The sequence below is a fragment of the Dulcicalothrix desertica PCC 7102 genome (genome assembly GCF_003991905.1).
Lineage (GTDB): Bacteria > Cyanobacteriota > Cyanobacteriia > Cyanobacteriales > Nostocaceae > Dulcicalothrix > Dulcicalothrix desertica.
Genome location: NZ_RSCL01000001.1, coordinates 130,841 through 154,047, shown reverse-complemented (window position 1 = coordinate 154,047; position 23,207 = coordinate 130,841). Strand labels below are relative to the sequence as shown.

Annotated in this window: 18 protein-coding genes; 6 read left to right on the top strand and 12 right to left on the bottom strand. The window is 38.2% G+C overall.

Annotated features, from left to right (window positions below):
* Nucleotides 1–197: 197 nt before the first annotated feature.
* From DSM106972_RS00695 to DSM106972_RS00680, 4 genes are all read right to left on the bottom strand, one after another.
* Nucleotides 198–2,720 carry a response regulator gene (locus DSM106972_RS00695; RefSeq protein ID WP_158632741.1) on the bottom strand — a complete coding sequence of 841 codons (2,523 nt, stop codon included), beginning with the start codon at nucleotides 2,718–2,720 and terminating at the stop codon, nucleotides 198–200.
* A 14-nt stretch (nucleotides 2,721–2,734) separates the two neighbouring features.
* Nucleotides 2,735–6,343 (bottom strand): helicase-related protein, encoded by a 3,609-nt coding sequence (locus DSM106972_RS00690; protein WP_127077899.1) that lies wholly within the window; start codon nucleotides 6,341–6,343, stop codon nucleotides 2,735–2,737.
* 97 nt (nucleotides 6,344–6,440) lie between these two features.
* Entirely contained in the window at nucleotides 6,441–6,797 is a 357-nt protein-coding gene (relB, locus tag DSM106972_RS00685; protein ID WP_127077897.1) for a type II toxin-antitoxin system RelB family anti-toxin, read from the bottom strand.
* Between the two features lie 41 nt (nucleotides 6,798–6,838).
* Nucleotides 6,839–9,835 carry a hypothetical protein gene (locus DSM106972_RS00680; protein WP_127077895.1) on the bottom strand — a complete coding sequence of 999 codons (2,997 nt, stop codon included), beginning with the start codon at nucleotides 9,833–9,835 and terminating at the stop codon, nucleotides 6,839–6,841.
* A 437-nt stretch (nucleotides 9,836–10,272) separates the two neighbouring features.
* On the opposite strand from DSM106972_RS00680, the gene DSM106972_RS00675 reads away from it, so the two are divergent.
* Complete coding sequence (locus tag DSM106972_RS00675) at nucleotides 10,273–10,860, top strand: Uma2 family endonuclease (protein ID WP_127077893.1); 588 nt, start codon at nucleotides 10,273–10,275, stop codon at nucleotides 10,858–10,860.
* Nucleotides 10,861–10,955: 95 nt separating this feature from the next.
* Here the strand turns inward: DSM106972_RS00675 and purQ are convergent, their stop codons facing one another.
* Both purQ and purS read right to left on the bottom strand, forming a co-directional pair.
* Nucleotides 10,956–11,630 carry a phosphoribosylformylglycinamidine synthase subunit PurQ gene (purQ, locus tag DSM106972_RS00670; protein WP_127077891.1) on the bottom strand — a complete coding sequence of 225 codons (675 nt, stop codon included), beginning with the start codon at nucleotides 11,628–11,630 and terminating at the stop codon, nucleotides 10,956–10,958.
* A gap of 42 nt (nucleotides 11,631–11,672) precedes the next feature.
* Nucleotides 11,673–11,948, bottom strand: coding sequence for a phosphoribosylformylglycinamidine synthase subunit PurS (purS, locus tag DSM106972_RS00665; protein WP_019493419.1), 276 nt, complete (start codon nucleotides 11,946–11,948; stop codon nucleotides 11,673–11,675).
* 142 nt (nucleotides 11,949–12,090) lie between these two features.
* Here purS and DSM106972_RS00660 point away from each other — a divergent pair, with 142 nt between their 5' ends.
* From DSM106972_RS00660 to DSM106972_RS00650, 3 genes are all read left to right on the top strand, one after another.
* Entirely contained in the window at nucleotides 12,091–12,495 is a 405-nt protein-coding gene (locus DSM106972_RS00660; RefSeq protein ID WP_127077889.1) for a Fur family transcriptional regulator, read from the top strand.
* 533 nt (nucleotides 12,496–13,028) lie between these two features.
* Nucleotides 13,029–14,996: a protein phosphatase 2C domain-containing protein gene (locus DSM106972_RS00655; protein ID WP_127077887.1), complete on the top strand. Its 1,968-nt coding sequence runs from the start codon at nucleotides 13,029–13,031 to the stop codon at nucleotides 14,994–14,996.
* A 289-nt stretch (nucleotides 14,997–15,285) separates the two neighbouring features.
* Complete coding sequence (locus DSM106972_RS00650) at nucleotides 15,286–15,567, top strand: ferredoxin-thioredoxin reductase variable chain (RefSeq protein ID WP_019493422.1); 282 nt, start codon at nucleotides 15,286–15,288, stop codon at nucleotides 15,565–15,567.
* 9 nt (nucleotides 15,568–15,576) lie between these two features.
* Here DSM106972_RS00650 and DSM106972_RS00645 read toward each other — a convergent pair whose 3' ends face one another.
* Nucleotides 15,577–15,798, bottom strand: a complete 222-nt coding sequence (locus DSM106972_RS00645) for a hypothetical protein (protein ID WP_127077885.1) — start codon at nucleotides 15,796–15,798, stop codon at nucleotides 15,577–15,579.
* 133 nt (nucleotides 15,799–15,931) lie between these two features.
* Here DSM106972_RS00645 and DSM106972_RS00640 point away from each other — a divergent pair, with 133 nt between their 5' ends.
* Nucleotides 15,932–16,159 carry a tetratricopeptide repeat protein gene (locus tag DSM106972_RS00640; RefSeq protein ID WP_127077883.1) on the top strand — a complete coding sequence of 76 codons (228 nt, stop codon included), beginning with the start codon at nucleotides 15,932–15,934 and terminating at the stop codon, nucleotides 16,157–16,159.
* Between the two features lie 84 nt (nucleotides 16,160–16,243).
* Here the strand turns inward: DSM106972_RS00640 and DSM106972_RS00635 are convergent, their stop codons facing one another.
* From DSM106972_RS00635 to DSM106972_RS00615, 5 genes are all read right to left on the bottom strand, one after another.
* Nucleotides 16,244–17,032, bottom strand: coding sequence for a YdcF family protein (locus DSM106972_RS00635; protein ID WP_127077881.1), 789 nt, complete (start codon nucleotides 17,030–17,032; stop codon nucleotides 16,244–16,246).
* 53 nt (nucleotides 17,033–17,085) lie between these two features.
* Nucleotides 17,086–17,586, bottom strand: coding sequence for a hypothetical protein (locus tag DSM106972_RS00630; RefSeq protein WP_127077879.1), 501 nt, complete (start codon nucleotides 17,584–17,586; stop codon nucleotides 17,086–17,088).
* 9 nt (nucleotides 17,587–17,595) lie between these two features.
* On the bottom strand, nucleotides 17,596–19,140 hold the full coding sequence (locus tag DSM106972_RS00625; protein ID WP_127077877.1) for a bifunctional aminoglycoside phosphotransferase/ATP-binding protein: 1,545 nt from the start codon (nucleotides 19,138–19,140) through the stop codon (nucleotides 17,596–17,598).
* A 124-nt stretch (nucleotides 19,141–19,264) separates the two neighbouring features.
* Nucleotides 19,265–19,564, bottom strand: a complete 300-nt coding sequence (rplY, locus tag DSM106972_RS00620; RefSeq protein WP_127077875.1) for a 50S ribosomal protein L25 — start codon at nucleotides 19,562–19,564, stop codon at nucleotides 19,265–19,267.
* Between the two features lie 122 nt (nucleotides 19,565–19,686).
* Nucleotides 19,687–21,030: an adenylosuccinate synthase gene (locus DSM106972_RS00615; RefSeq protein ID WP_019493428.1), complete on the bottom strand. Its 1,344-nt coding sequence runs from the start codon at nucleotides 21,028–21,030 to the stop codon at nucleotides 19,687–19,689.
* A gap of 366 nt (nucleotides 21,031–21,396) precedes the next feature.
* Between DSM106972_RS00615 and DSM106972_RS00610 the strand changes: the two genes are divergently transcribed.
* A complete protein-coding gene (locus tag DSM106972_RS00610) occupies nucleotides 21,397–23,136 on the top strand; it encodes an ATP-binding protein (protein ID WP_127077873.1) in 1,740 nt (579 codons plus the stop codon).
* The last annotated feature ends 71 nt before the right edge of the window (nucleotides 23,137–23,207 follow it).

The following is a 23,207-nucleotide window of genomic DNA, read 5'->3' as shown; positions in this document are numbered from 1 at the left end:
AGAAAAACTGCGGTACCTTTTATCTTTTTTTTATCTTCTTTTTGCGGGATACCTTGACCGAGCATGTAACAGGTCGGAGAGAAGTAGCGAGCCAAAATAATTGCTAAACAATAGTATACCACTATTTACTTATTCTTCTTGTGTTCTCTGTGTCGGAAATGTAATAAAAATATACGATGAAAAATAATAAATATGAACTACTGATTTATAAGTAAACTCCCAATTACTTGCATCAAAGTATCAGTTTGAATAGGTTTAGGAAGATGTTTTTGAAACCCAGCTTCAAGGGTTTGATGAAGAGCAAACTCTCCAGCATGAGCAGTTAAAGCTATAGCTGGTATTGTTATTCCTTGTTCTCGAATAGCACGAATCAGCATATAACCATCCATTTTAGGCATTTCAATATCGCTAATTAAAATATCAGGTTGAAATCGCGCTAAAATTTCAAGTCCTTGCATAGATTCGGATACTGCTGTTACCGTCGCACCCGCTTTCTCTAATAAAAAAGCGATAAAATAAAGCGAATCAACTTCATCATCAATGACTAAAATACTAACGCCATTTAAATCTAAAGAATTATTTATCACTTCGTTATTATTCACATCGCTCTCTATACTTGCCATTAACGGCAAACAAACGGTAAAAGTTGCACCCTGTCCAATGCCAGCACTTTCTGCACATATCGTTCCACCATTTGCTTCTACTAAGTGCCGAGCAATTGCTAACCCCAACCCTAACCCACCAAAATTTCTAGTGATGCTGTTATCTTCTTGACGAAAATAATCAAATATATAAGGTAAAAATTCTTGTTTAATTCCTTTACCTGTATCACCCACAGTAATTTGCGCCATTCCATTTATCTCTTCAAGCCGTACCGATACACATCCTCCTCGCGGAGTAAATTTCACAGCGTTAGAAACCAGGTTCCAAACGACTTGGTGTAAACGCGCGCTATCACCCAATGCTAGTGGAAAATTTGGTTCTATAATTGTATTAATTTGAATACCTTTGACTTTCGCCGATAATTGTACTGCCTCTAAAGCAGAAGTAATAATTGACTCCAAGTTCACAGGTGATGAGTTGAGTACAAGCTTACCACGTAAAATGCGTGATACATCGAGCAAATCATCAATCAAACCTGTTTGCAATAGAACACTACGTTCAATAACCGTTGCCGCGTGGGCTATTTTCTTTGAGTCGAGTTTACCATCTTTAAGTAAGTTTGCCCAACCTAAAATTGGATTTAGGGGTGAGCGCAATTCATGAGAAAGTACTGCCAAAAATTCATCTTTGATGCGATTCGCTTTTTCTGCTGACTCACGAGCAGCTTTTTCGCTTTCTAACAGTTCTCCTTGTTGAATCGCGATTCCCACCTGTGGTGTCAGTTGCATAAGTAAATCAATTTCTATTTGCTGCCATTCTCTTGGTTGCGAACAGTGATGGGCAATTAATAATCCCCACAAATTTTCACCCTGTAAAATTGGAACCACTAAATTAGCCCGTACAGAAAACTGTTCAAGTAATTCCACATGACACGGGTTAATATTAGCAGTATAAATATCAGCTTCAGCAGTAACTAATCCTTGACGATAAGCTTCAATGTCGCTTCCAGTAAAACAGGGGTCACTAATTGTTGAAGAGAGAATAGGTGCCCATTCAATTCCGACTGACTCAGTTACAACAGTACCACTACCATCAGGCAATAAACGAAAAATTAATACACGGTCGGTCTGTAAAAACTGCCGTACTTCTTTAACTGTAGTGTCTAAAATCACATCCAAATTCAACGATTGCCGAATAGATGTAGCAATTTGCGTCACAATTCGTTCGCGCTGATGTAGTTGTGCTTTTTCAAACGCATAATTCACAGCCGACCGTAGTTTATCTGAAGTAATTTCTCCCTTAATTAAATAATCCGAGGCGCCTAACTTCATGGCTTGTACAGCAACTTCTTCTGAACCTTGCCCTGTCAGTACAATTACAGGTGTATATAATATATTTTGTATTTTTTTTAATTGCGTAATAAATTCCAGCCCATCAATATCGTGCAGTAAATAATCGAGCAATACCAAATCTGGCTTGTGGCTTTGAAAAACTTCGAGTCCTTGTTTTCCTGACTTGGCATCAATTATTACATAATTATATTCTGTATTTTTAAGTAAATAACGCCGATAAGTTTCTATATCTTCTAGACAATCATCAATAATTAAAACTGTACGTTGTAATCGCTCGTTTTGTGCTTGCTTTATTTCAGTGGTAGATACCAAATCACATCTGTCATCAATTTGACATTTTGCTTCTGTAATATCAACAAAAGATGTTACAACACCATACGGTGTAACTTCTCCAGAACGAAACATCGGTTGCGAATTAAGCTTTAACCAAACTAACTCACCATTCAGTTTATAAAAACCCATCACCACATTCAAACAAGGTTCACCTGTCGAGAGTGCTACCATTGCTGGGTGTTCATTGCCAGTAAACTCAGAACCATCCTCATGAATCGTTTGCCAAGGATAATCACTCGAAGTTGACCCTTGTAATTGCTCGATAGTACGACCAAGAAGTTTAAGAGCAATGACATTACTAGCATAAATAGTACCATCAGCTAGCTGTAATACCATACCCTCAGATACAGGCGCTGTCGATACTATATCAAAAATCTGCTCGCTATTACAGCCCGTCTCTATTCCTCTATACCCTGTGTTACAATCGTTCACATTGATAATGATAGTTATTTTGATAAGATTAAATTTAACACATTCAATTCATGCGACGATAGTAAATACTTATCAGTAAAAATCTTTTGCCGAGTTTCTTTCAAACTGTAACTTTTAAATACGACAAAAGGAAATTCTTTATAGTGCGACCCGATGGGTAGAATATTTCCTACTGCATAAGATGACCGGATATATCTTGCTAAAATGTCGCGAAAGCTTTTATCTTCGGGTTCTTCGGGTTGTGTTTCAAAGTACGCACGCATTGCGTCTCCACAGATAAATGCAAATAGTGGGAATGCATAGTATTGGTCGGGTTGTGCTGCACGTAGTTCTAAGTGTTGTGTTTTTTCTACTCCTACACGTAGTTTTCTTATTAGTTCAATAGCATCTCTTATTGCTGAACGCAGGTTTTCTGGGTATGATTTACTATGGCTGATTTTTTGCATGTTTCGCCAAAGTTCTTCGTTCGCTATTTCGTTGATGTCCGCTAATTTAATTAAGTAATTTTCTTCTAATGTATTATGTTCAAGTGGTACAATTAACATACCACCGCTTATATAAGCTGATTCAACGGCGCCATCATCCAATAATTTATCGAGTGTGTTATAGTTTTGAATAAATTTAGTGTTGAAGTCTTCACGTAGTGTGAGATAATTGGATTCAGCGGCGCCTTGAATGACAAATTCAGCAGAACTCAATAATTTCTCCAAGCTGGTATATACATTTTTAATCAGCTTATTACTCGGTTCTCGATAACTTTCTTGTTTCAATAATAGTATCAAGTTTGCCAGTTCCATCGAAAATGTCTCACCCGCTGCAAAAACTGATTTACCACCAATCGGTATTATAATAAAGTTATCACGACCAATCTGACCAGAACCAAATATTCTTGTCATTATCGCAGCTTTTAAAATCAATAAAATATTCAAAATGTCCAATACACTTTCTTGAAGTCCTATTTGCCAGTCTTGTTCTGAGTGATAATGCGAGTTAACAGCTAAATAAAACGTTAGTTCTTTATCTTGGTTATCTATTATTTCATTCCCACGTCCTCTATATATAACCTGAATAATTTCCATCAAGTTATTTTCAATTTGATACTTAGGAATTTCTACCAAGATATGCTTAACTTTTGGAAACGATAAACCACGACTTCCCGAAGAAGTCATAAATATAACTTTGACTTGATTCTGAAAGGTATGTATTTTTTGCTTTTCTTCTTCGGATATACTCGCATGTATTTCTAAATAATCTGTATATAAGTTAAATTCTTGATGTTCTTGAATTTCAGCAATTAATTCTGCTAATTTTCGTTTATGCTGAATATAAACTATAAATTGCTCAACTTCCGGATTTTTTAAGAGTGTTTGTATATCTTTTAAAATTTCGATGTGCAGCTTATATTCTAAAGTATTTTTACCTTGAATATTCGTTTGCTCGTCGTACTTACTTGATTGTATCAATAGTTTGTACGTAATTGCTAAAGAACGCGCAGGATATGAGTTTGTATTAATTACTGTTGCAGGTAGGTTTTTAAAAACAAAGTTTTCTAATGATATCGGTTGATTGCATAACTCGTCCGAAGGGCGCCTAAAATATATTTTATCAGGTTCCGGCGCCTCCAAAGACAAGTGCTGCGTAATTACATTCTTATCAACAATCGAAGCATCGGCAACTATGATTTTTGTATTGAAACCAAATTCCGGACTAGTTAATTTATATCTAGTAACTATTTCGTATATCCCATTTAAAAATTCTACACCACCGCCATCCCCCGTAATTTCATCAATCATTACAAAGAAATGTTTAATACGGCTTGATATTTGCTGCATCTTCTCAGGAAAAATAGTACCTTCACGTTGGTTATAAGCATTTCTAAAGATTTTCTCAAAATGCTTCAAGGTATCCCCTACCCCTGTTTTTTTCAAAGCTTGAATTGAAGTAGTTGCAACAATTTGCCTGGAAACATCATGTTCAATGACGGTTGAAATAGCTTCGCAAACGCTGTTTAGAACACCTTTACTTTTTCTGCCAACATCACGGATGGTATCATCCGAAGAGTTTTGCAGTCGGTTAGTACGTTTAGATTGTAAATCAACATCACCATCGATAAAATTAACAGCTTGTTCAGAAAAATTACCTTGGCGCCGATTGCTGGTATACTGAACGGTGTAATGTCCACAGTTATCGGCGATGAGATTACTGTGAGAGTTGATAGTAAATATCCTATCGTCACATAGCTGTTGCGTTTGTTTGTCTTTAAATTTATCGATAATATCTAGGTTGACTTGTTTTCTAGGACTGACATAGAAAAATAGAAAACCATCATCAAGATGCTTTTTGAGAAAATCTACTATTGCCGTAGTCTTACCAATACCAGGATTACCCGTTAAAAATACAAAAGTATCGTGTGACAGTAAAGATTTTTTGATGAGTGAAGCATGTGCATCTCGTAGGTTCAGCGTACCAGATAATCCTAATTTTCCCATTAACTCCGGAGGAACTTGGGCAACTGAGTTAAAAAATCCCGTCAGCTTCTCGCAATGTGGGGGTATATAATTTATATCACCAGGTGATATCGATAATATTGCGTCAACAAATTCTTTACCTCGTTCAAAACTAGCATAAGCACTGCGCTTTATTTTATTTAACACTCCCAAACGCGCTTCTGAGATATCTTCAATTTGATGATGCTTATAGATTTCGTAGCATGTCTTTAAAATCTCAAGGTTTTGAGGAGTGACGGATATTGCATTGATATCTCTGTCACTGTAACCAACCGCATTGAAAACCATTGACGTATCAGATATGATTTTAGCTTCTTGCAGAAATTGGTAAAAGCTGTAAATGTAACCACCAGCTTGAATTAACTTCGCGGTTTCCTTGTCTCTATACTTAAAAGCGTTAAAATATTGCATTAAATCGGGTGATATTTCAAAGTCCATAGACTCTGTATCAAGACGCAAACGCGAAAATACGCTTTTAGAACGTAAATAGCTGACATCCCGCATTAGTAAATTGCGAATAATCTCTACATAGTCGATATTTTGGATATCACTTTGCAAACGTATTCCAAACACCGTCAAATCTATACATAGAATTCTATACGATTTGCCTAGTTTGAGTAATACTAAAGTATCAGCGTTGAGAAACTCACCCTTTTTTTTATATTTATCTATATATATAGATAACGCACTCGAATTTAATTCTAGCTGAGATAGAACACGACTATACCACTGCTGGTTATCTTCTGGGTCATAAGTACCGAGACTGTTCTCACCACTAAACCGACAATGATAGTAAACTACTTCTACACGTTTGAGACGATGTGGTTCATTCCATCCTACTGCACTGAGGTACTCGCGAAAAAAATTCAAACCGCTTAAAAACCCTTTTTGCAGAAAAAAAGTACTCCAAGTTTCTGCAATATCCCTATCTACTGCACTAATTACTTCTGAACCAATTCTTTGACGTATTTTGGCAAAGTTGAGATTTTCTAGTTCCTCACGGTATAAACTTCCGAAATTATGTTTTATTTTATACTGATTTATTGAGGCGAGGGCGCCAATATTAAATCCTACCTCGAATAGGCGCCCTAAGTGTTCGGCAATTTTAGATGACATAGCAGTTTTTTGGAAGAAAGGGGTAAATTCTTTTTTACCACAGAGACGTGGAGAACACAGAGGTAAGATTTAAAGAAACAATCACGAATTATGCTTGTCAACTTTGCTCGTTATTCTCCTCATTAAGTTCTGCAAATCCAGTAATTACAACAGGTGGTCTATCAGGAAACTCTACAACTAGTTGAAGTGAACCTCCCATTGCATCCAAGTAACTACGAAGGGTTGAAAGAAGAAGGTCAGTGCGTTTTTCAAGTTTTGAGATACTATCCTGACGAATGCCTAATAATTCTGCCATCCGCTCTTGCGTCAGTTCCCTTGCTTTTCTTATATCCCGAAGCGTCATATGTTCGGCAATTAGCTCGTTTGCCCGTGCCTCAATCTTTTGAACGCGCTCTGGTGGATCCCCATTACCTTGACTTAAACTCCTTTTCAGTTCAAAACCAAGCAAGGACACAAAGGAAAATTCTTTACGTCCTTTGCGTCCTTTGCGGTTTGTTACTCTTTCACATTCAACACTTTTTTAACCAACGTCAAAAACGCAAGGGAGTTAAATTCAGTTTTACCTTGCATGTGAGCAAACGTTGCCAACTTCCCAACCGAGTTATCACCAATCAATTTATCGTATGGGTCAAGCTTGAGGTGAATTTCTTTCGCTTTTTGATAACGTGAGAAGTGGAATAAAGTCAAATACTGCAAAATATCATTCTTCAAAGACCCTTCGTACATCAAACCAGTACGAATATCCTCATCATCGAGTATCCCTTTATAGATATTCAACAGCGTTGCATACGAAATTACGCCATTGTAATACTTTTCGGCGCCAGCTACATCGATACCGTTGAACAGGTTGAAGAAAACTACTGACTGTTTACTGCTGTCTTCGACTAAATTCGTAAGTTCTACCGTATCCTGTATATATAAGGAACTAGATTTGACTTTATCTGGTTTGATGGCATAGTATTTGTCAAAGAACATTGGATATATTTTGATATCGTCGTGTTGAGCTTTCAACGCTTCAATAACCTCCCTCGACATGAAGAATAACCCATCGTCTTCTTCGGTTTGCGTCATATGCAAAGTACTCGTATAAGGTGCTTTGGCAATATAAGCAAAATGACGAAATCCCATTTTATAGAGTTTGGCAACGTTTTCGACGATGACAGCAGGGTGGGTAAATAACTGTTGGTCGTCGTAATTATCAGAAAATGTGGTGAGTAACTGAACTCGAACCGAGTTGTTCATCAGTCGTAACCCAATAATCTCCCCCATCAAATTAGAGATTTTATCCTTTGCACCCCATTTTCTATCACTCTCACGACTCGAAACCACAATAATTGCCAGTTTATCTAGCTGTGGTGTGTAGTTCGTATTGGTAAAAGTAAACTTTTTGGGAAGTACAGAATACAGCGAACTCATTACATTCGGTATTTTATACTGACCTTTACTTTGCAAATCACGAATATCTACTCCTTGTGAGTTGGAACGATGCGTTTCGTTGAGTAGATGTGAGAGTACGTTCGACAACGAAACGAGAAATTTCTCTGTCGGCGCCTCATCCTGTTTATTATGTAGATGTAGTCGCAGTATGGGTACAAACGACATTTTTTGATGTTTTAATAACACATGCAAACAAATGTACGCAAGCAAGCTATATGTAAATTGATGAATAAATCCTCGAATTGAGTCATACTGGTTGGTTTCTTCGCCGTAGGGAAATACAATTAACTTACGCGATTGAAATTCTTGCTCGTACACACGCTTGCAAATAGAATTATTGATAGGCGCCATTAAAATTGGCAAAGCGTTGATACCCCGCAAATCATAGTCCATCGTAAAAGTCTGCTTGTCGTCGGTGGCAAAGAAATGAATGTCGCTAAAAGTTATCTTTCCTGGTAATGTGCATAATGCATTTGTATTAGATTGTGCTTGACCGAGTGCAATATATTTGAGGTTTTCTTTGGGGTTTGTGCGTAAAACAGGTTTGAATAAAGTATTGTTTTTAAAACATGACTCGATATTCTCTTCGACGATACCGTGTTTGATGGAAATATGCAGAGGAAACTCGCGCGTGCTAAAATAAGACTTGTATTTGAGCAGGTTACGTAATAGAACTTTGAGTGAATTGATTTTGACTTGTACTTTCAAGTCTTGGAAGTACTTATAGATATCTCGGAACAACTTTTGTTTTGCAGGTTCATCGCTAGCTTGAAGTTTAGTAAGTACATGTTTATCAAACGCTGCTATCGGGTCATATTCGAGTTCTTGGTGTAAATTATACTCTTTTTTAGTTGGGTCTTGACGTGAAGCGAAAACGAAGTAATATAAAAACGCGATTTTTAGAACTTTACGAACAAAAGTTTCCTTTGTTGCTTCATTCGATAACGCTGCTTTGTGTTCTGCACTATCGGGGTTGAGTAAATTTAAATGGTAATCAAATACATTTTTACCACCAAGGGAAAGCACCTTGCCATCAAATTTTAACTTGATACCGAAAACAAACTCAATTTCTCCTTTCTCCTCATCTTTGTTTTCGCCTAAATATCCTTCGATGATGGGGATAATTGGTAGTATCTCATAAACTTCCGCGCGTGAGAACATGTCTCTATAGTTAATTGAGACACCACCATAGCTAACCAAGTAATATCCATCAGGTTTCGCACTATTACCGATATACGTTTCGATCAATTTGAGTCGTCTAATTAAATCTTTTAAATAGATTATAGCTTTCTCGTTTTGACTACCGGAAGTACTAACGTTCTCTAAAAGAAACTCTAGATAATTGACCTGTGCTTGTTTTTTGAGTTTTCCAAGGGTTTCTGTATCAACAATCTTCTGCAACCGATAAAAGTCGGAATTTGGGTCTTTTTCCAAATCTTCTAAAATATATTCTAAGTCTTCGCGTTGCGCTGTAGTTGCACCGATTTGATGTAAATCTATATAATGGTTGATTCCTTGCTGTAAATGTCGATTAAATTCGCGGGTATTTTGTACTGTTATGGTTAACTTGTGAAACTTGAGAAGTAATTCTGCTTGCGTTTTTTCTTTATTTGTGTTGTTTAAAGTCAAACGCTGTTTCTGCAATCCTTGATGTGACGAAAAATTATAATTAAAATTCAAGCTAGGTTTACCAGTCAATGCTTGTAAACTAGTTACCATTCCTGCAACAAACTCCTCAATTTCAGTATTACCCAGTAAACTAGATAACTGCTGCCTAATGCAATAACTGATTTGACCAATTAGTTGTTGGAAGCGTGCATCCGAACCTGGACTAATATTAACAGTAGCAGAACGTGCGCTACGTGAACCGGCGCCTAAAGGGTTTTGTACCTGTGAAGCTGCAACATGGGTAGCAATTTTATCAATATTAACCTGTAAATGTAAGCGTTGAGACAATTCAAATATTTGCTGATTCTGAAGTGCGTGTAAAATTTTAGCCAATAAATCAGTATAATCTACATATACTAAAGCGTTATCGCCTGAAATATTATTCAATCTCAACTCCCTGGTAGATATTAAATGCGAATTTAAATAACTTTTGTATCCAGTTTGGATTGATAGAAGGGGAAATACAGTTTTTCCAATCTTTCAAAACGAAGTGGATAATATAACTAGTTCACCGCATAAAGATTGATTACCTCGCTTCCGTTGTATTGTCTCAGGTAATGTGATTAACACACTTTTTCGTTAATTAAAATTAATACGGTAAGGTAGTTATTTAGTAATAATCTTTGTGCGTATTAAATTACCACCGCTATAATACTTAAAACAATTAGTAACGAAATAATTACGAATCACAGTATAAATACTAAGTAAAACCAAGTAAAAACCGATTTACACGAAATAACAGGCGCCGTCAGTTACACACGGCTGTTGCTATTCTGATAATGCGGACATTACAATATAGTCATATTCATTTATTTAATTGACTTATGCAGGCGCCATCAGTCACTACTACAAATACCTTTAAGCTGAAAATAGACTTAACTGATGAGCAGTTTTTCGAGCTATGTCAAAGAAATCGTGATTACCAATTTGAACGAACTGCATCAGGGGAAGTGTTAATTATGTCACCATCGGGGAGTGATACAGACAGACGTAACGTCAAAATCACTACAAAGCTTGATATATGGAATGAAAAAAGTAATTTGGGTGAGGTATTTGGCCCTTCTGCTGGTTTCAAACTTCCCAATGGTGCGGAGCGAAGTCCAGATGCTTCTTGGATAAAACGTGAAAGATGGGATGCTCTAAGTGAAAAAGAACAAGATATTTTTGCTCCGATTTGTCCTGACTTTGTTGTAGAATTACGCTCTCCAAGTGATTCGCTCAAAGAATTGCAGAAAAAAATGGAAGAATATATTCAGAATGGTGTTAGGTTAGGCTGGTTAATTGACCGTAAGAATAAGCGGGTAGAAATTTATCGTCCGAACCAAGATGTTGAAATTCTTCAAAATCCTGCCACTTTATCGGGAGAAGATATACTACCAGGCTTTATATTAGATATGGCAAAAGTTATGTAGTTTGTAGTTGGGTTGGCGTAAGCGAAGCCAACCTACCATACATATAACGGCGCCAAAAAATCAACCATCCGTTACATCCGTTAATAATCCGTTGCCTAGACCATTGCAGCGACTTTTTCGAGTAATCCTGCGAACATTTTTAATCCGTCGGTGTTACCGAGCATTGTATCAGACGCGCGTTCGGGGTGTGGCATCATGCCTACAACATTGCCAGTAGAATTGCAAATACCAGCAATATTATTTAATGAACCGTTGGGATTATCGTTTTCGTAGCGAAATACTACTTGGTCGTTGTCTTCGATAGCTTTGAGTGTGTCTTCTGAAGCATAAAATCTTCCTTCACCGTGGGCAATGGGTAAAGTAATGATTTCACCTTTACTGTACTGTTGTGTCCAAACAAGACTGTTTTTTTCGACTTTGAGCGGAACTCTATCGCAAATGAAATGTAAATCGCGATTCCGCGTTAATGCTCCTGGTAAAAGTCCGGCTTCGGTTAGTACTTGAAAGCCATTACAAATACCAAGCACTAGTTTACCAGATATGCTGTGTGCAATTACCTGCTGCATTACAGGTGAGAACTTCGCAATGGCGCCACATCGTAAATAATCACCGTAACTAAACCCACCAGGAATAATTATTACATCTAAATCAGAAATATCAGTGTCTTGGTGCCAAACCATTCGTGTAGGTTGTTGAAGGATATCACGTGTTACATAAGCAACATCTCTATCGCAGTTAGAACCAGGAAAAACTATAACCCCAAATTTCATACATTAACCTCGTTTACGGTTTACCCTTTCCTCTTTACCCCGTTAAACTCCAACTTGAGATTCAACTTCGATTAACTCAAAGCGGTAATTTTCGATTACAGGATTTGCTAGCATAGAGTCACACATCTTGTCTAAATCTTGACGTGCAGCATTATCATCGGGTGCAGTAAGGGTGAGTTCAATGAATTTACCAATTCGACACGACTCAACGTTGCTGTATCCTAGCTGCGTAAGTCCTGATACTACTGCTGTTCCTGCTGGGTCTAAAACTGAAGGACGCAGCGTGACAAAAATTTTGGCTTTGTATTTTCTCAGCACTTGCTTTTTCTTGAATTTAAGTTACAAAACTTATACTACATCTTTCAAGGGTTCATTGTTTGTGTTGATTATAAGTATAAGTTAAGCTACATCTAGCGTCACTATTAAAGTATAAATGATATCGGCACACCAAAAAACTGTCATGAAAGCTTCGCGTACCCGTAGTCAAGAGCGGATTTTAAACCTGCTCAAAACAATTAAGCTTGGTATTTCTGCCCAGGATATGTACGTAGAATTGCGTAGTCGTAACCAAAGCATGGGTCTAGCGACTGTTTATCGTTCACTCGAAGCGTTGAAGCTCGAAGGATTGGTACAAATGCGGACGCTTCCAAATGGTGAAGCGTTGTATAGCTTGGCACAACAAGATAAGCATCACCTCACCTGTCTAGCTTGCGGTACTTCAATACCCATTAACCAATGTCCTGCACACGAGCTTGAAATTGAACTCCAAACTGACCACAAATTTAAGATTTTCTATCATACTCTGGAATTTTTTGGTTTATGTAGTCAGTGTCAATTAGCACAAGCTGCACAATTAAGTCAATAGTGCTGAGTGTTGAGTGTTGAGTGCTGAGTGTTGAGTTGAAAGTATCCTAAGCGTGATTACTTTGAAGAATATAAAGTACTAGATGTATGGTGGCTTTTTTTTAATTACTCTGGTGAAGCTTTAGTAATACATCAGTATTTGTAAGCAAATATCTACTAGTCAATAATTAACCCCCTGCTGCACTAGTTTGTATTTGTGGGGAACCAGAAGCTGTAGTAAAAAGCGTAAAATGTAAGTCTAGAATCAGCATTCATTTTCTACCCTTTACATTTACCCTTCTCTTCATACGTGCTGAAGGGTTCCCCTGACTTTTAGTGTTTTGACTTTATAGCAATGAAAAATTCAAATCGAACAATTCTTAAAATCCCAGTTTCTCTAAGAAACCGGGATTTAGTTTTGAGGCGCCATTCCCTAAAATGCCTTTTTGTGCTTATATACACTCATGAATTTGTCTGTTATTTTTTACAGAAACAAAATTACTTTGACTTTTAAGTATGTAGAAGTCAAAACAATCACAAATAAACAATATACTTATGATTTCGACTTCTAGTATAATTGATTGCATAAATCCGGCTTGTACAGCACCCAGAAATCCAGTTGGCAATCGTGAGTGTGCAGCTTGTCAAACACCATTAGTTTATAAATATGTTTGGGCAGCAGGTGAAGAAGCGAGGAAAGTGCCTGTTAATGAGATAGTCGCTGATAGATACGAAGTGGTGGCGCCTTCGATTTGGCTTGATACTAAACCAGGTGTAGTTGATACGGAAATATCTGTAGAGAGTACTGTATATTCTAAATTATATAGTCATCATTTACACATACCTCAAGTATATGATTTGATTGGGACAAGCAAAATTGTTTTACTAGAAAATGTACCAATAGATAACAACGGCAAACTTACGAGCGCAATAGATGATGCATGGGAACAAGCAACTGCGGTTCGTCAAGTATATTGGCTATGGCAAATTCTGCAACTGTGGGAACCTTTATCTGTTAATAATTTAAGTGGTAGTTTATTAGTATCAAATAATTTACGAGTAACTGGTTGGCGCCTGCGTTTACTAGAATTAATAACAGCACCTGCATCAATACAACAACTAGGTACACACTGGCAACATCTAGTATTAACAGCACATCCATCTATTCGCGACCAGTTAGAATCAATAGTTAAACAAATTACCCAATATGAATCAGTAGATATAAAAAATATACAAATTCAACTCAATCATTTATTGCTTTCAGCCGCTTCAGAACAACCACTTAGTATAAAAACGGCAGGTGCCACTCATCCCGGCGCCCAATTAAAACAAAACGAAGATGCTTGCTTTCCTAGTAGTGGTGATATCGAAGATTCTCAGTCAGTACGAGTATCAATAGTTTGTGATGGTATTGGTGGACACGAGGGAGGAGAAGTAGCAAGTCAACTCGCAGTACAATCTGTAAAATTACAAGTTCGCGCATTAAAAGCTGAGGTAGCACTAAGCAACGAACCTGTTCCTCCTGACTTATTAATGTCTCAACTCGAAGCGAGTTTACGTGTTGTTAATAACTTGATATGTAACGCGAACGACCAGCAACATCGCTCAGGTAAACAACGGATGGGGACGACGCTGGTAATGGCATTACAAGTAGCACAAACTATTCAAACACCAATGGGATGGGATGCAGAAAATTCCCACGAACTATATATAGCGAGTATTGGTGATAGTCGTGCGTATTGGATAACCCGCGATGGTTATCAGCAACTAACTTTAGATGATGATATTGCCGCACGTGAAGTACGTAATGGTCGCAGTTTATATCGTAAAGCTTTAAGTCGTGCGGATGCAGGCGCCTTAACACAAGCTTTAGGAACAAAAGAAGCTCAAAACTTACACTTTTCGATTCAACGGTTCATTATTGAAGAAGATGGTTTACTTGTACTGTGTTCGGATGGGTTCAGCGACAATAATTTAGTTGAACGCACGTGGCAATCATTCGCACCTGCGGTGTTGAATGGTTATATGACGGTATCCGAAGCAGTTGACGCTTGGATAAATAAAGCGAATCAAATCAATGGTCACGATAATATTTCGTTAGTACTTAATTACTGTCACGTCTCACCAGATTATGTATCGGCAACTTCGCAGACGCCACTTCATATATTTGACAATGTTCACGAAGAAGCAGATAAAGAAACCCAGGAATTAGTTGATGTTATTACAATTCAAGCCGAGTCAGATAATACTCAGGAGTTAGATAGTGACTCACAACCACCGTTAGATTTAGAATTACCACTTGAAGCGCCTGTGGTAAATGGAGTTGAAACACCACCTCTGAAAAATAAACGTTCTTCTAGGCGCCGTTTTCCGTTAGTGTGGTTAGTAAGTTTAACACTGCTATTGTTAGTGGGTAGCTCAGTCGGATTGTTTGTGTGGTGGCGTTACAGCCCAAAAACATTTAACTCATTGTGTCGTCAGCTACCAATAACAGTACAACGTGTATGCCCAAATCGAAAATAAGGCTTTGCTCCCCACTATCAAGTGCGCCAATATTATGTGAGAATTAGGAGATGATTAGACCTCTTGCTATATTTAGATGGTTTTATCGTCTAAACTCGTTTATCTCCATAGAGTTATATTTTGGATAACTCAAGCCTGCACGAGCAGGCTTTTGTTCGTCTAAAAACATCTCAAAGTCCGAATAAATACCAATATTATTTATGACTAGTCATGATTACAAAAGGACTTTAACTCAAATCACAGCAAGCAAGAGGCGATCTTTTTTGTCGTGCGTCATATTCGATGAGGGATGAGTGTGGAGACACTAGTAGAAGTGCAAACAGTAAAGTTAGGTGTAAGTGCTGATATGAAAACAGGCGATCGCGTTCGTGTTAAAGAGTCGGTTATAATTTACCATCATCCTGAACATCGCGGTAAAGCCTTTGACCTCAAAGGCACAGAAGGACAAGTAGAACGTATTGTAACCGAGTGGCATGGTAGGCCTGTTAGTGCCAACTTGCCGATATTGGTTCAATTCACTAAAAAATTCAAGGCACATCTACGTGAAAACGAACTAGAAGCCATTCAATAAATGTAACAATCACCGCCGGCGAAACCATGCAAAAATATTCAATTCGCCGCGCATTTTTTCAAGTTCATTACGGTGACGCGCGGCAGTCGCGCGGTACCATTCACAGTGCTGTTTGTGTGTACTCCGAACCTTTATCTCATCATAATATTCCCTCGTTACCTGTGCCGCCTCAAACACTTCTTCAACTTCCGCAGGCGCCGAAGGTATAATATATGGAAAATCTTTTGACATAAAAAAGTTATTACTAAGAGTTAGGAGTTAGGAGTTAGGAGTTAGGAGTTAATTTGCCCTACCTCTTATTGTAGCGATTAGGACTTAAAAGCTAAGAAATGTTGGCACCTGTTCCAAACAAGGGCGGGCAAGGATGCCCACCCCACAAGAAAACTTTAAATATTTTATATTTGGGTATGACGTACATCCAACTAAAGCAATTAATATACAAGAAAAACTCGGCGCCGACACCGAACTGATAATAATTTTAGAAAATCTAGCTTCACTCTACAAATCTCAAGGAAAATATAGCGAAGCTGAATCAATACACACCAGAATATCAGAATTAACAAAGCAAGCAACGGATGATAAACGGATGTAACAGATAACTTCTTTGATAAAAGAAATCATAAATCTTTGTTTATAAAAATAACTCATCCGTTACATCCGTTACATCCGTTGCCAGCTACAACCACCCTCGTAAGCGATATATAACAATACCAATATATTCTTTGAGCGCGCTAGTAAACTGGTCAATATAACTAGTATCAGGAAGCAAATTTAAAATAGCAGCTTTTGGTGTACTCGTTAATTCTCCTAGCTCCCCAGTACTAACTAAAAAATCGGTCGGCGCCGCAATTACATCTATATTTTGCTTTTGAAAGATTAACAGCGAACGCGGCATATGAATAGCAGATGTAACAAGTAATACACGCTTAATATTACGTTGTTCTAAAATTTTTCTAACATTAACTGCGTTTTGATAGGTATTGAGCGAATCTGGTTCTTGAATTAGTGCTTCCTTGGGTATACCAATCGAAGTTAAAATTGTCGCCATATCTTCAGATTCAGGCGTACCTTTACCGAACCACTCGATTCGACCACCGCTTAATATAAGTAAAGGCGCCTTTTTTTGACGATAAAGTTGTGCAGCATAAATAACTCTGTCTCCAGACTCTTGTAAATCTACCGTTGGTCGCGGTAAGAGTGCCGAGCGAGTAGCACCACCGAGTACTACAATCGCTTCAGCATTTGGTAACTGACTAGGAGTATTTTGCCATTCGAGTGAACGCACTAAATAGCGCGACACCCAACCATTACTAGTACCCAATAGCAGTATTAGCGCAAAAGCGATACAAAACGCCGCAGTACGTGGGCGCCGACCAACAGTCAAAAAAGCCACTATTAACACCACGCAACTGAGTCCAAGCGGGTAGAAAAATAGTGGTATCAATTTAGAAAGATAAAGAAACATAGAGAATTAAGGAGCGGGAATAAGTTTTTGAGTAGATTTCCCCAGGTTTTAATTTATTCCCAAAAACGAAAATTGATTCTGCCACGTGGACGACGGAACCGACGAGTTTCTTTGCGATGACGACCAAAAGTTTGTTTAGGTAGTTCGGCACTTTCGTCTTCGGTTAACTCAGGTGGTAATTCAGTTTGCGTTGCTTCTCGACTTCCCCACCAAGCAATAATTGTTCCACCACCAAAACCACCCAGTCCACTTAACAAAATATTTAAGGGTGCTGGAAAGATTCTTACTAGCATAAAGCCAGCTAGGAAAAATAACCAGTATTTTAACCCAGCGTCGATACCTTCTGAGGCCGCAACATCAGACTGTTGAGGTCCACTTTTGTTCGTTTCGCTAATCCAACCAACTGCAAAACCACCCAAAATGCCTAAAAATATACTCCAAGCATATGGCAAACCTGTCATTGACAGCACGAGCGTCAAAAACAAGCCAAATATAAGCTGGTTAGAAAAGTTCGGAGAAATAGGTACCGGATTATTATTTTTTTGTGGTGCCATGAGAAAATACTATTGGCGAATTACATCATCTAATTGTGACGCTAGTGGTTGAGTTGTGTCCAAGATTTTTATATAACTTTTTTCACTTGCTGTAAATGCTTCTGATGATTGTAGCTGTGATGACAGTAAATCAACTGTTGCATCCGCTATATCACCACTGCGGTTACTCAACCGTTCGTTTAACACTTCTACTGGCGCCGTACACTGTATTATCTGTAGTGAAATCCCTTTTTCAGTTGCTTTATTTATCGCATCACTACGTAAATTTACTCTATCATACTTGGCATCTAAAATCACGTCAAATCCTTGATTTGCTAGCATTACACCCAAATCTACCAATCGAGCATAAGTCTTCGCCGTCATTTCTGGAGTGTATAATTCGCTGCTACCACGTTCATACAATTCCACACCCCCTAAATGCTTCCGTACTGCATCACTACGTAAATGAATGGCGCCTATTTGTTTAGCTAAATAACGAGCGGTCGTACTTTTTCCAGACCCCGACACCCCCGACATTAAAATCAATCGTCCCGTTGAAGAATGCGTATATTCCCATGCTTGGGTGTAATATGCTGCCGCAGTTTTTGCCGACTCTTGTTTTACAGCAGTAGGAACACCTGGATCATCGAGTAAAAATGAAGTGACCTTAGCGCGTACATATGCTTGCCGACTCAAATATAAAGGCAATATTTGTAAACCTTCCCAGTCACCCGTTTGTTCAACATAAGTATTTAAGAATATATTAGCTAAATCCTTACGTCCGCGCGCCTCCAAATCCATTACAGTAAACGCGACATCATACATGACATCAACAAAACGAAACGGTTCGTTAAACTCAATACAATCAAAGAGTAAAATTTGGTTATGCCATAAACAAATATTCCGCATGTGCAAATCACCATGACACTCACGGATAAAGTTATTCTTCATGCGACTTTGAAACAGTTCATTGCGTTCTGCAAAAAACTTATTGGTATATTGCTGGGTTTCGTCGAACTGCTGTTGTGTTTGGGGACCACCTATATAATTAACAGTCTGTTCGTAGTTTTGGTCGAAAGCTTCCCTAACCTTTGGCACAGTTCCAAAACTACTAATATAGTCCGATGTCTCAGTTTTACCGTGATAGCGTGCAACAACCCTGCCCAAATCTTCAATATACGACTCGTTTATTTTCCCTGACTCGAACATTGTGCTAAATAAACCATCATCAGGAAACTGCCGCATCTTCAGGGCATATTCTACAGCATCACCTGTGGCGCCGAATTGATATTGCTCGTTGCTTTGATAAATAGGCAAAACTTCCAAATATAATTCAGCAGCACCTCTTTGGTTAAGACGCAACTCCTCATGGCAAAAATGGCGCCGTAAATCTAAAGTAGAATAATTCAAAAAGCCAAAATCCACAGGCTTTTTTAACTTATATACATAATCACCAGTTAACAGAACATACGAACAGTGCGTTTGAATTAGTTGTATAGGTTCCTGACACGGATGTGGATAGAAACCAGGTTGTTGCATTTGCTGAATTAAAGCAGGAAGCGAAGTATCAGACATAATATATTGATGCGTTTTTACAAACTTAGACAGCTTAACAAAAAAACCAGGGCATTAACCCTGGTCTAATTATTGCTTCGTAGAAACTTCAAATAGCGGAAAATACAGATACTTAGTATCTTTCTTAACCTTTTCCAAGAGAAAAGAAGCTTAAATGATACAAAGTGCCTTTAGCAGGATGAGCTTGCACTTCCTTAATCACCGTATTACCAACCCATTCCCCATCAGTTATCTTGAGTTCAATTGGTGTATCATTTACACGCGCTTTTCTAAGCAACGTTTCAACGGTTTTTCTGTCAATCACAAGCGATATAGATTCATTACCGTTGTGACCATACAAATTAGCAGGTAATAATCCTGAACGACGTAAGGCATTTGGTTTACTACCTTCGGGTCGCTTCTTACATTCAACTGTCAGTGGCATATCAATAAACTTCTTGTTTTCGTTTTCGCAGCAAATCTTAGTGTAGCAGAGAATATTTGTAGAGACTGTACATGTACAGTCTCATAACTCCTGCACAGACTGTACATGTACAGTCTCTACAATTAGGCGCTAATTAATGAAACTGGTGTACCATCGGCATGTAATAATGCGCGTTTGGGACCGTGGATAGGGTCTTCGAGAATAATAGTTTGGTCGCGACTGGCGCCAAGGGAGACAATAGCGATAGGAACTTCCATTAATTCGGCTAAGTATTTAAGGTAGTCCTGTGCTTGTTTTGGTAATTCAGACCAGGAACGGCAATCGCTAGTTGAAACTTTCCAACCTGGTAAGGTTTTATAAATGGGGTTGCAGCGTGCGAATTTACGAGAACTTGATGGGAAATGGTCGCTACGTTCTCCATCAATATCGTAAGCTGTACAAACTTTGATTTCGTCGAGTTCGTCGAGAACGTCAAGTTTGGTAATAGCTAAACAGTCGAGTCCATTAATTCGGACAGCATAACGTCCAATTACTGCATCAAACCAACCGCAACGTCGTTTACGTCCAGTGGTGGTACCAAATTCTGCACCTTTAGCACACAATAATTCTCCCATTTCACCGTCGAGTTCGGTAGGGAATGGACCTTCACCAACTCGTGTGGTATAAGCTTTTGCTACACCTATTACCCGGTCTATCATTGTGGGCCCAAGTCCTGTACCTACACAGGCGCCACCTGCAACGGGGTTAGAAGATGTTACAAATGGATATGTACCGTGGTCTAAGTCTAATAAAGTACCTTGGGCGCCTTCAAATAAGATATTACGACGGCGCCGAATTGAATCGTATATTTTTAAAGAGGTATCAACAACATACTGCCGTAAACGTTCGGCATAACCCAAATATTCTTGAATTACTTGTTCGGGGTCTAACGGAGGTATATTATAAAGCTTTTCGAGAATGACGTTTTTGTGGGCAATCGTCCAAGATAGCTGTTTACGCAGTCCAACTGGGTCCATCAGGTCTAACATCCTGATACCTGTACGTTCCGATTTATCTGCGTAAGTCGGGCCAATACCACGTCCAGTAGTGCCAATCTTGTGACTACCTCTTTGTTCTTCAGATGCATTATCAATCAATCGATGATAAGGCATTGTGACGTGCGCGGTCTCGGAAATCAACAAATTATTTGTATTAATTCCGAGTTCTTCGAGTTGATCGAGTTCACCGATGAGAACCTTGGGGTCAATCACCGTTCCACAACCAATTATGCACTCTGTGTCTGGATACAAAATACCAGAGGGAATCAAATGCAGTTTAAAGGTTTGACCCTTCACTACAATTGTGTGTCCAGCGTTGACACCCCCTTGGTAACGTACTACTACATCTGCGGAACGACTAAGTAAATCAGTTATCTTGCCCTTCCCTTCATCGCCCCACTGGGCACCTATGACAATAACGTTAGCCAAGTGTCTATATTTTGCTTATTCTAAAGTTTCCACAAACAACTATTATTAGCAGGCAATTTTGCTTATGTCAAGACTCCGTTATTACCTTTCAAAAAAATTAAAGAAACCCGGTTTCTATGCAAAATTGTTCTTTTTATTACAACATATCAAAAATAAACCCGGTTTCTAACTTCGGCGCCATTCAAAGAAACCGGGTTTCTATGTAAAGTTGTCGTTTTTATTACAAGATATCAAAAAGAAACCCGGTTTCTATAAACTTTGAGTAACTTGATACAGCAAAAGCCATAAAGAAGTAGCTATTGTTATTTTCCCTAAACCGGGAACATCAGCAGTCAAGGTCATCGCTTGTTGGATATCAAGGGACGCATGAAGAAGTTGTCTAGACTGAAAAAACTGACGACTGTTTTTGTGGTAGCGGCTTCAGTCGTCGTGATTAATGCCATAATTTATTACAGTAATACATTTAAACTCATTTATCATCAACATTCAGTAAACCAAGCTTTACAGGTTATTAGTCAACTCGAACGAACGCTTTGGGAGTTTAATAATACTCAAATATCTTTTCAAACTTACTTAGTTACAAATAATCAAAGTTATCTATCAGATTATACCGTTGGAGTTGAGCAAACGAATACAAGTCTTAAACAGCTTGATACCATCTTTAGCTACGCAAATGATAAGAAGTATATAAATTTACTTCAAGACAAAATTACTAATAGTTTTAATCTGTTTGAAAGTCAAATAAACGCTAATAAAAATCAAGAATTGTTATCAACAGAGGTTTTGACTCGTGATATTCAGCAATTGTTTGAGAAAATCAAAGCAAACGAGTCTAAAAAGCTTCAAACAGTTATCAAAGCTTCGCAAATCAGCTTTGTTCATACAATAACAACTTTTTCGATTGCCACATTTGGGAATGTCGGGTTAGTAGTACTATTCTATTTGCTACTGCGAAGTGCAAAGATGCATTTACAGGTGACAGAACGAAAGTTAGCTTCGTGTGAGAATCGTTTACAAGCGTTAATGGATGCAAGTGAGTGTGTGGAGTTAATTGCTCCCGACACAACGCTATTGGAGATAAATGCGAATGGAATCAAAATGATGAAAGCTTTAAGTGCAAACGAGCTACTTGGCAAACGAGTTGATACAAGAGTAGAGCGTGAGTACTATCGCGCATTTGCAGCATTGCATGAAAGTGTATGTAGAGGAAACGCAGGAACATTAGAATTTGAGATTAACGTTCAAGGGACACGTCGTTGGGTGAAAACACACGCAGTTCCGTTGAGTTGCGAAGATGGGAGTTTTTTGAATTTATCGGTGACACGTGACATTACCGAAGAAAAGCAACTATTTTCTACACTGTTACGTTTCCAACGTCTCGACACAATTGGTTCAAATGCTGGTGGTATTGCTCATGACTTGAATAACGTGCTTTCTCCAATTCTTTTGTCAGCACAGTTATTACGGATGAAATTGCCTAACAACGAATATAGCTCTTTGCTAACGACGCTAGAAAACAACGTCAAACGTGGAGCAAACCTAATTAAACAGATATTATTATTTGCTCGTGGTGTTGATAAACAGACTCTTATTGACTTGAAAGCTGTATTTAGCGATGTCGAGCTTTTCATCACCCAAACATTTCCTAAATCTATTACCTGTCAAATCAGTGTATCTCCATATTTAGGCTGTGTAATGGGAAATACCACTCAAATACACCAAGTCTTGATGAACTTGGTTGTCAACGCACGAGATGCAATGCCACAGGGTGGTAAATTAACTTTACATTTGAACGGCGCCGACACCGAGACTAATTTCGTCATCATCACAGTTACAGATACAGGAATTGGGATACCAGCATCTAATTTAGAGCATATCTTTGAACCATTTTTCACTACCAAAGAAGTTGGCAAAGGAACTGGTTTAGGACTTTCGACTACAAAAAGCATCATCAAAAATCATGGTGGGTTCATTGACGTTCATAGCAAAGTCGGTGAAGGTACTTGCTTCAAAGTCTATTTACCTGTAATTAAAACCACCTCCACACACATTTTACCAACACAGCTAACAAGCTCTTGTGGCACAGGCATCTTGCCTGTGCAGTAAGTCTCTAAATAAAAAATTATTCTGCGTATAGATTACTTTTTACATTTGTTCTTGTTAAGATTAATAAAATT

Coding starts and splice junctions, on each gene's coding strand:
- DSM106972_RS00690 (WP_127077899.1), bottom strand. CDS start 6,343: ATGTCATCTAAAATTGCCGAACACTTAGGGCGCCTATTCGAGGTAGGA.
- DSM106972_RS00675 (WP_127077893.1), top strand. CDS start 10,273: ATGCAGGCGCCATCAGTCACTACTACAAATACCTTTAAGCTGAAAATA.
- purQ (WP_127077891.1), bottom strand. CDS start 11,630: ATGAAATTTGGGGTTATAGTTTTTCCTGGTTCTAACTGCGATAGAGAT.
- DSM106972_RS00660 (WP_127077889.1), top strand. CDS start 12,091: ATGAAAGCTTCGCGTACCCGTAGTCAAGAGCGGATTTTAAACCTGCTC.
- DSM106972_RS00655 (WP_127077887.1), top strand. CDS start 13,029: ATGATTTCGACTTCTAGTATAATTGATTGCATAAATCCGGCTTGTACA.
- DSM106972_RS00650 (WP_019493422.1), top strand. CDS start 15,286: ATGAGTGTGGAGACACTAGTAGAAGTGCAAACAGTAAAGTTAGGTGTA.
- DSM106972_RS00645 (WP_127077885.1), bottom strand. CDS start 15,798: ATGTCAAAAGATTTTCCATATATTATACCTTCGGCGCCTGCGGAAGTT.
- DSM106972_RS00640 (WP_127077883.1), top strand. CDS start 15,932: ATGCCCACCCCACAAGAAAACTTTAAATATTTTATATTTGGGTATGAC.
- DSM106972_RS00635 (WP_127077881.1), bottom strand. CDS start 17,032: ATGTTTCTTTATCTTTCTAAATTGATACCACTATTTTTCTACCCGCTT.
- DSM106972_RS00630 (WP_127077879.1), bottom strand. CDS start 17,586: ATGGCACCACAAAAAAATAATAATCCGGTACCTATTTCTCCGAACTTT.
- DSM106972_RS00625 (WP_127077877.1), bottom strand. CDS start 19,140: ATGTCTGATACTTCGCTTCCTGCTTTAATTCAGCAAATGCAACAACCT.
- rplY (WP_127077875.1), bottom strand. CDS start 19,564: ATGCCACTGACAGTTGAATGTAAGAAGCGACCCGAAGGTAGTAAACCA.
- DSM106972_RS00610 (WP_127077873.1), top strand. CDS start 21,397: ATGAAGAAGTTGTCTAGACTGAAAAAACTGACGACTGTTTTTGTGGTA.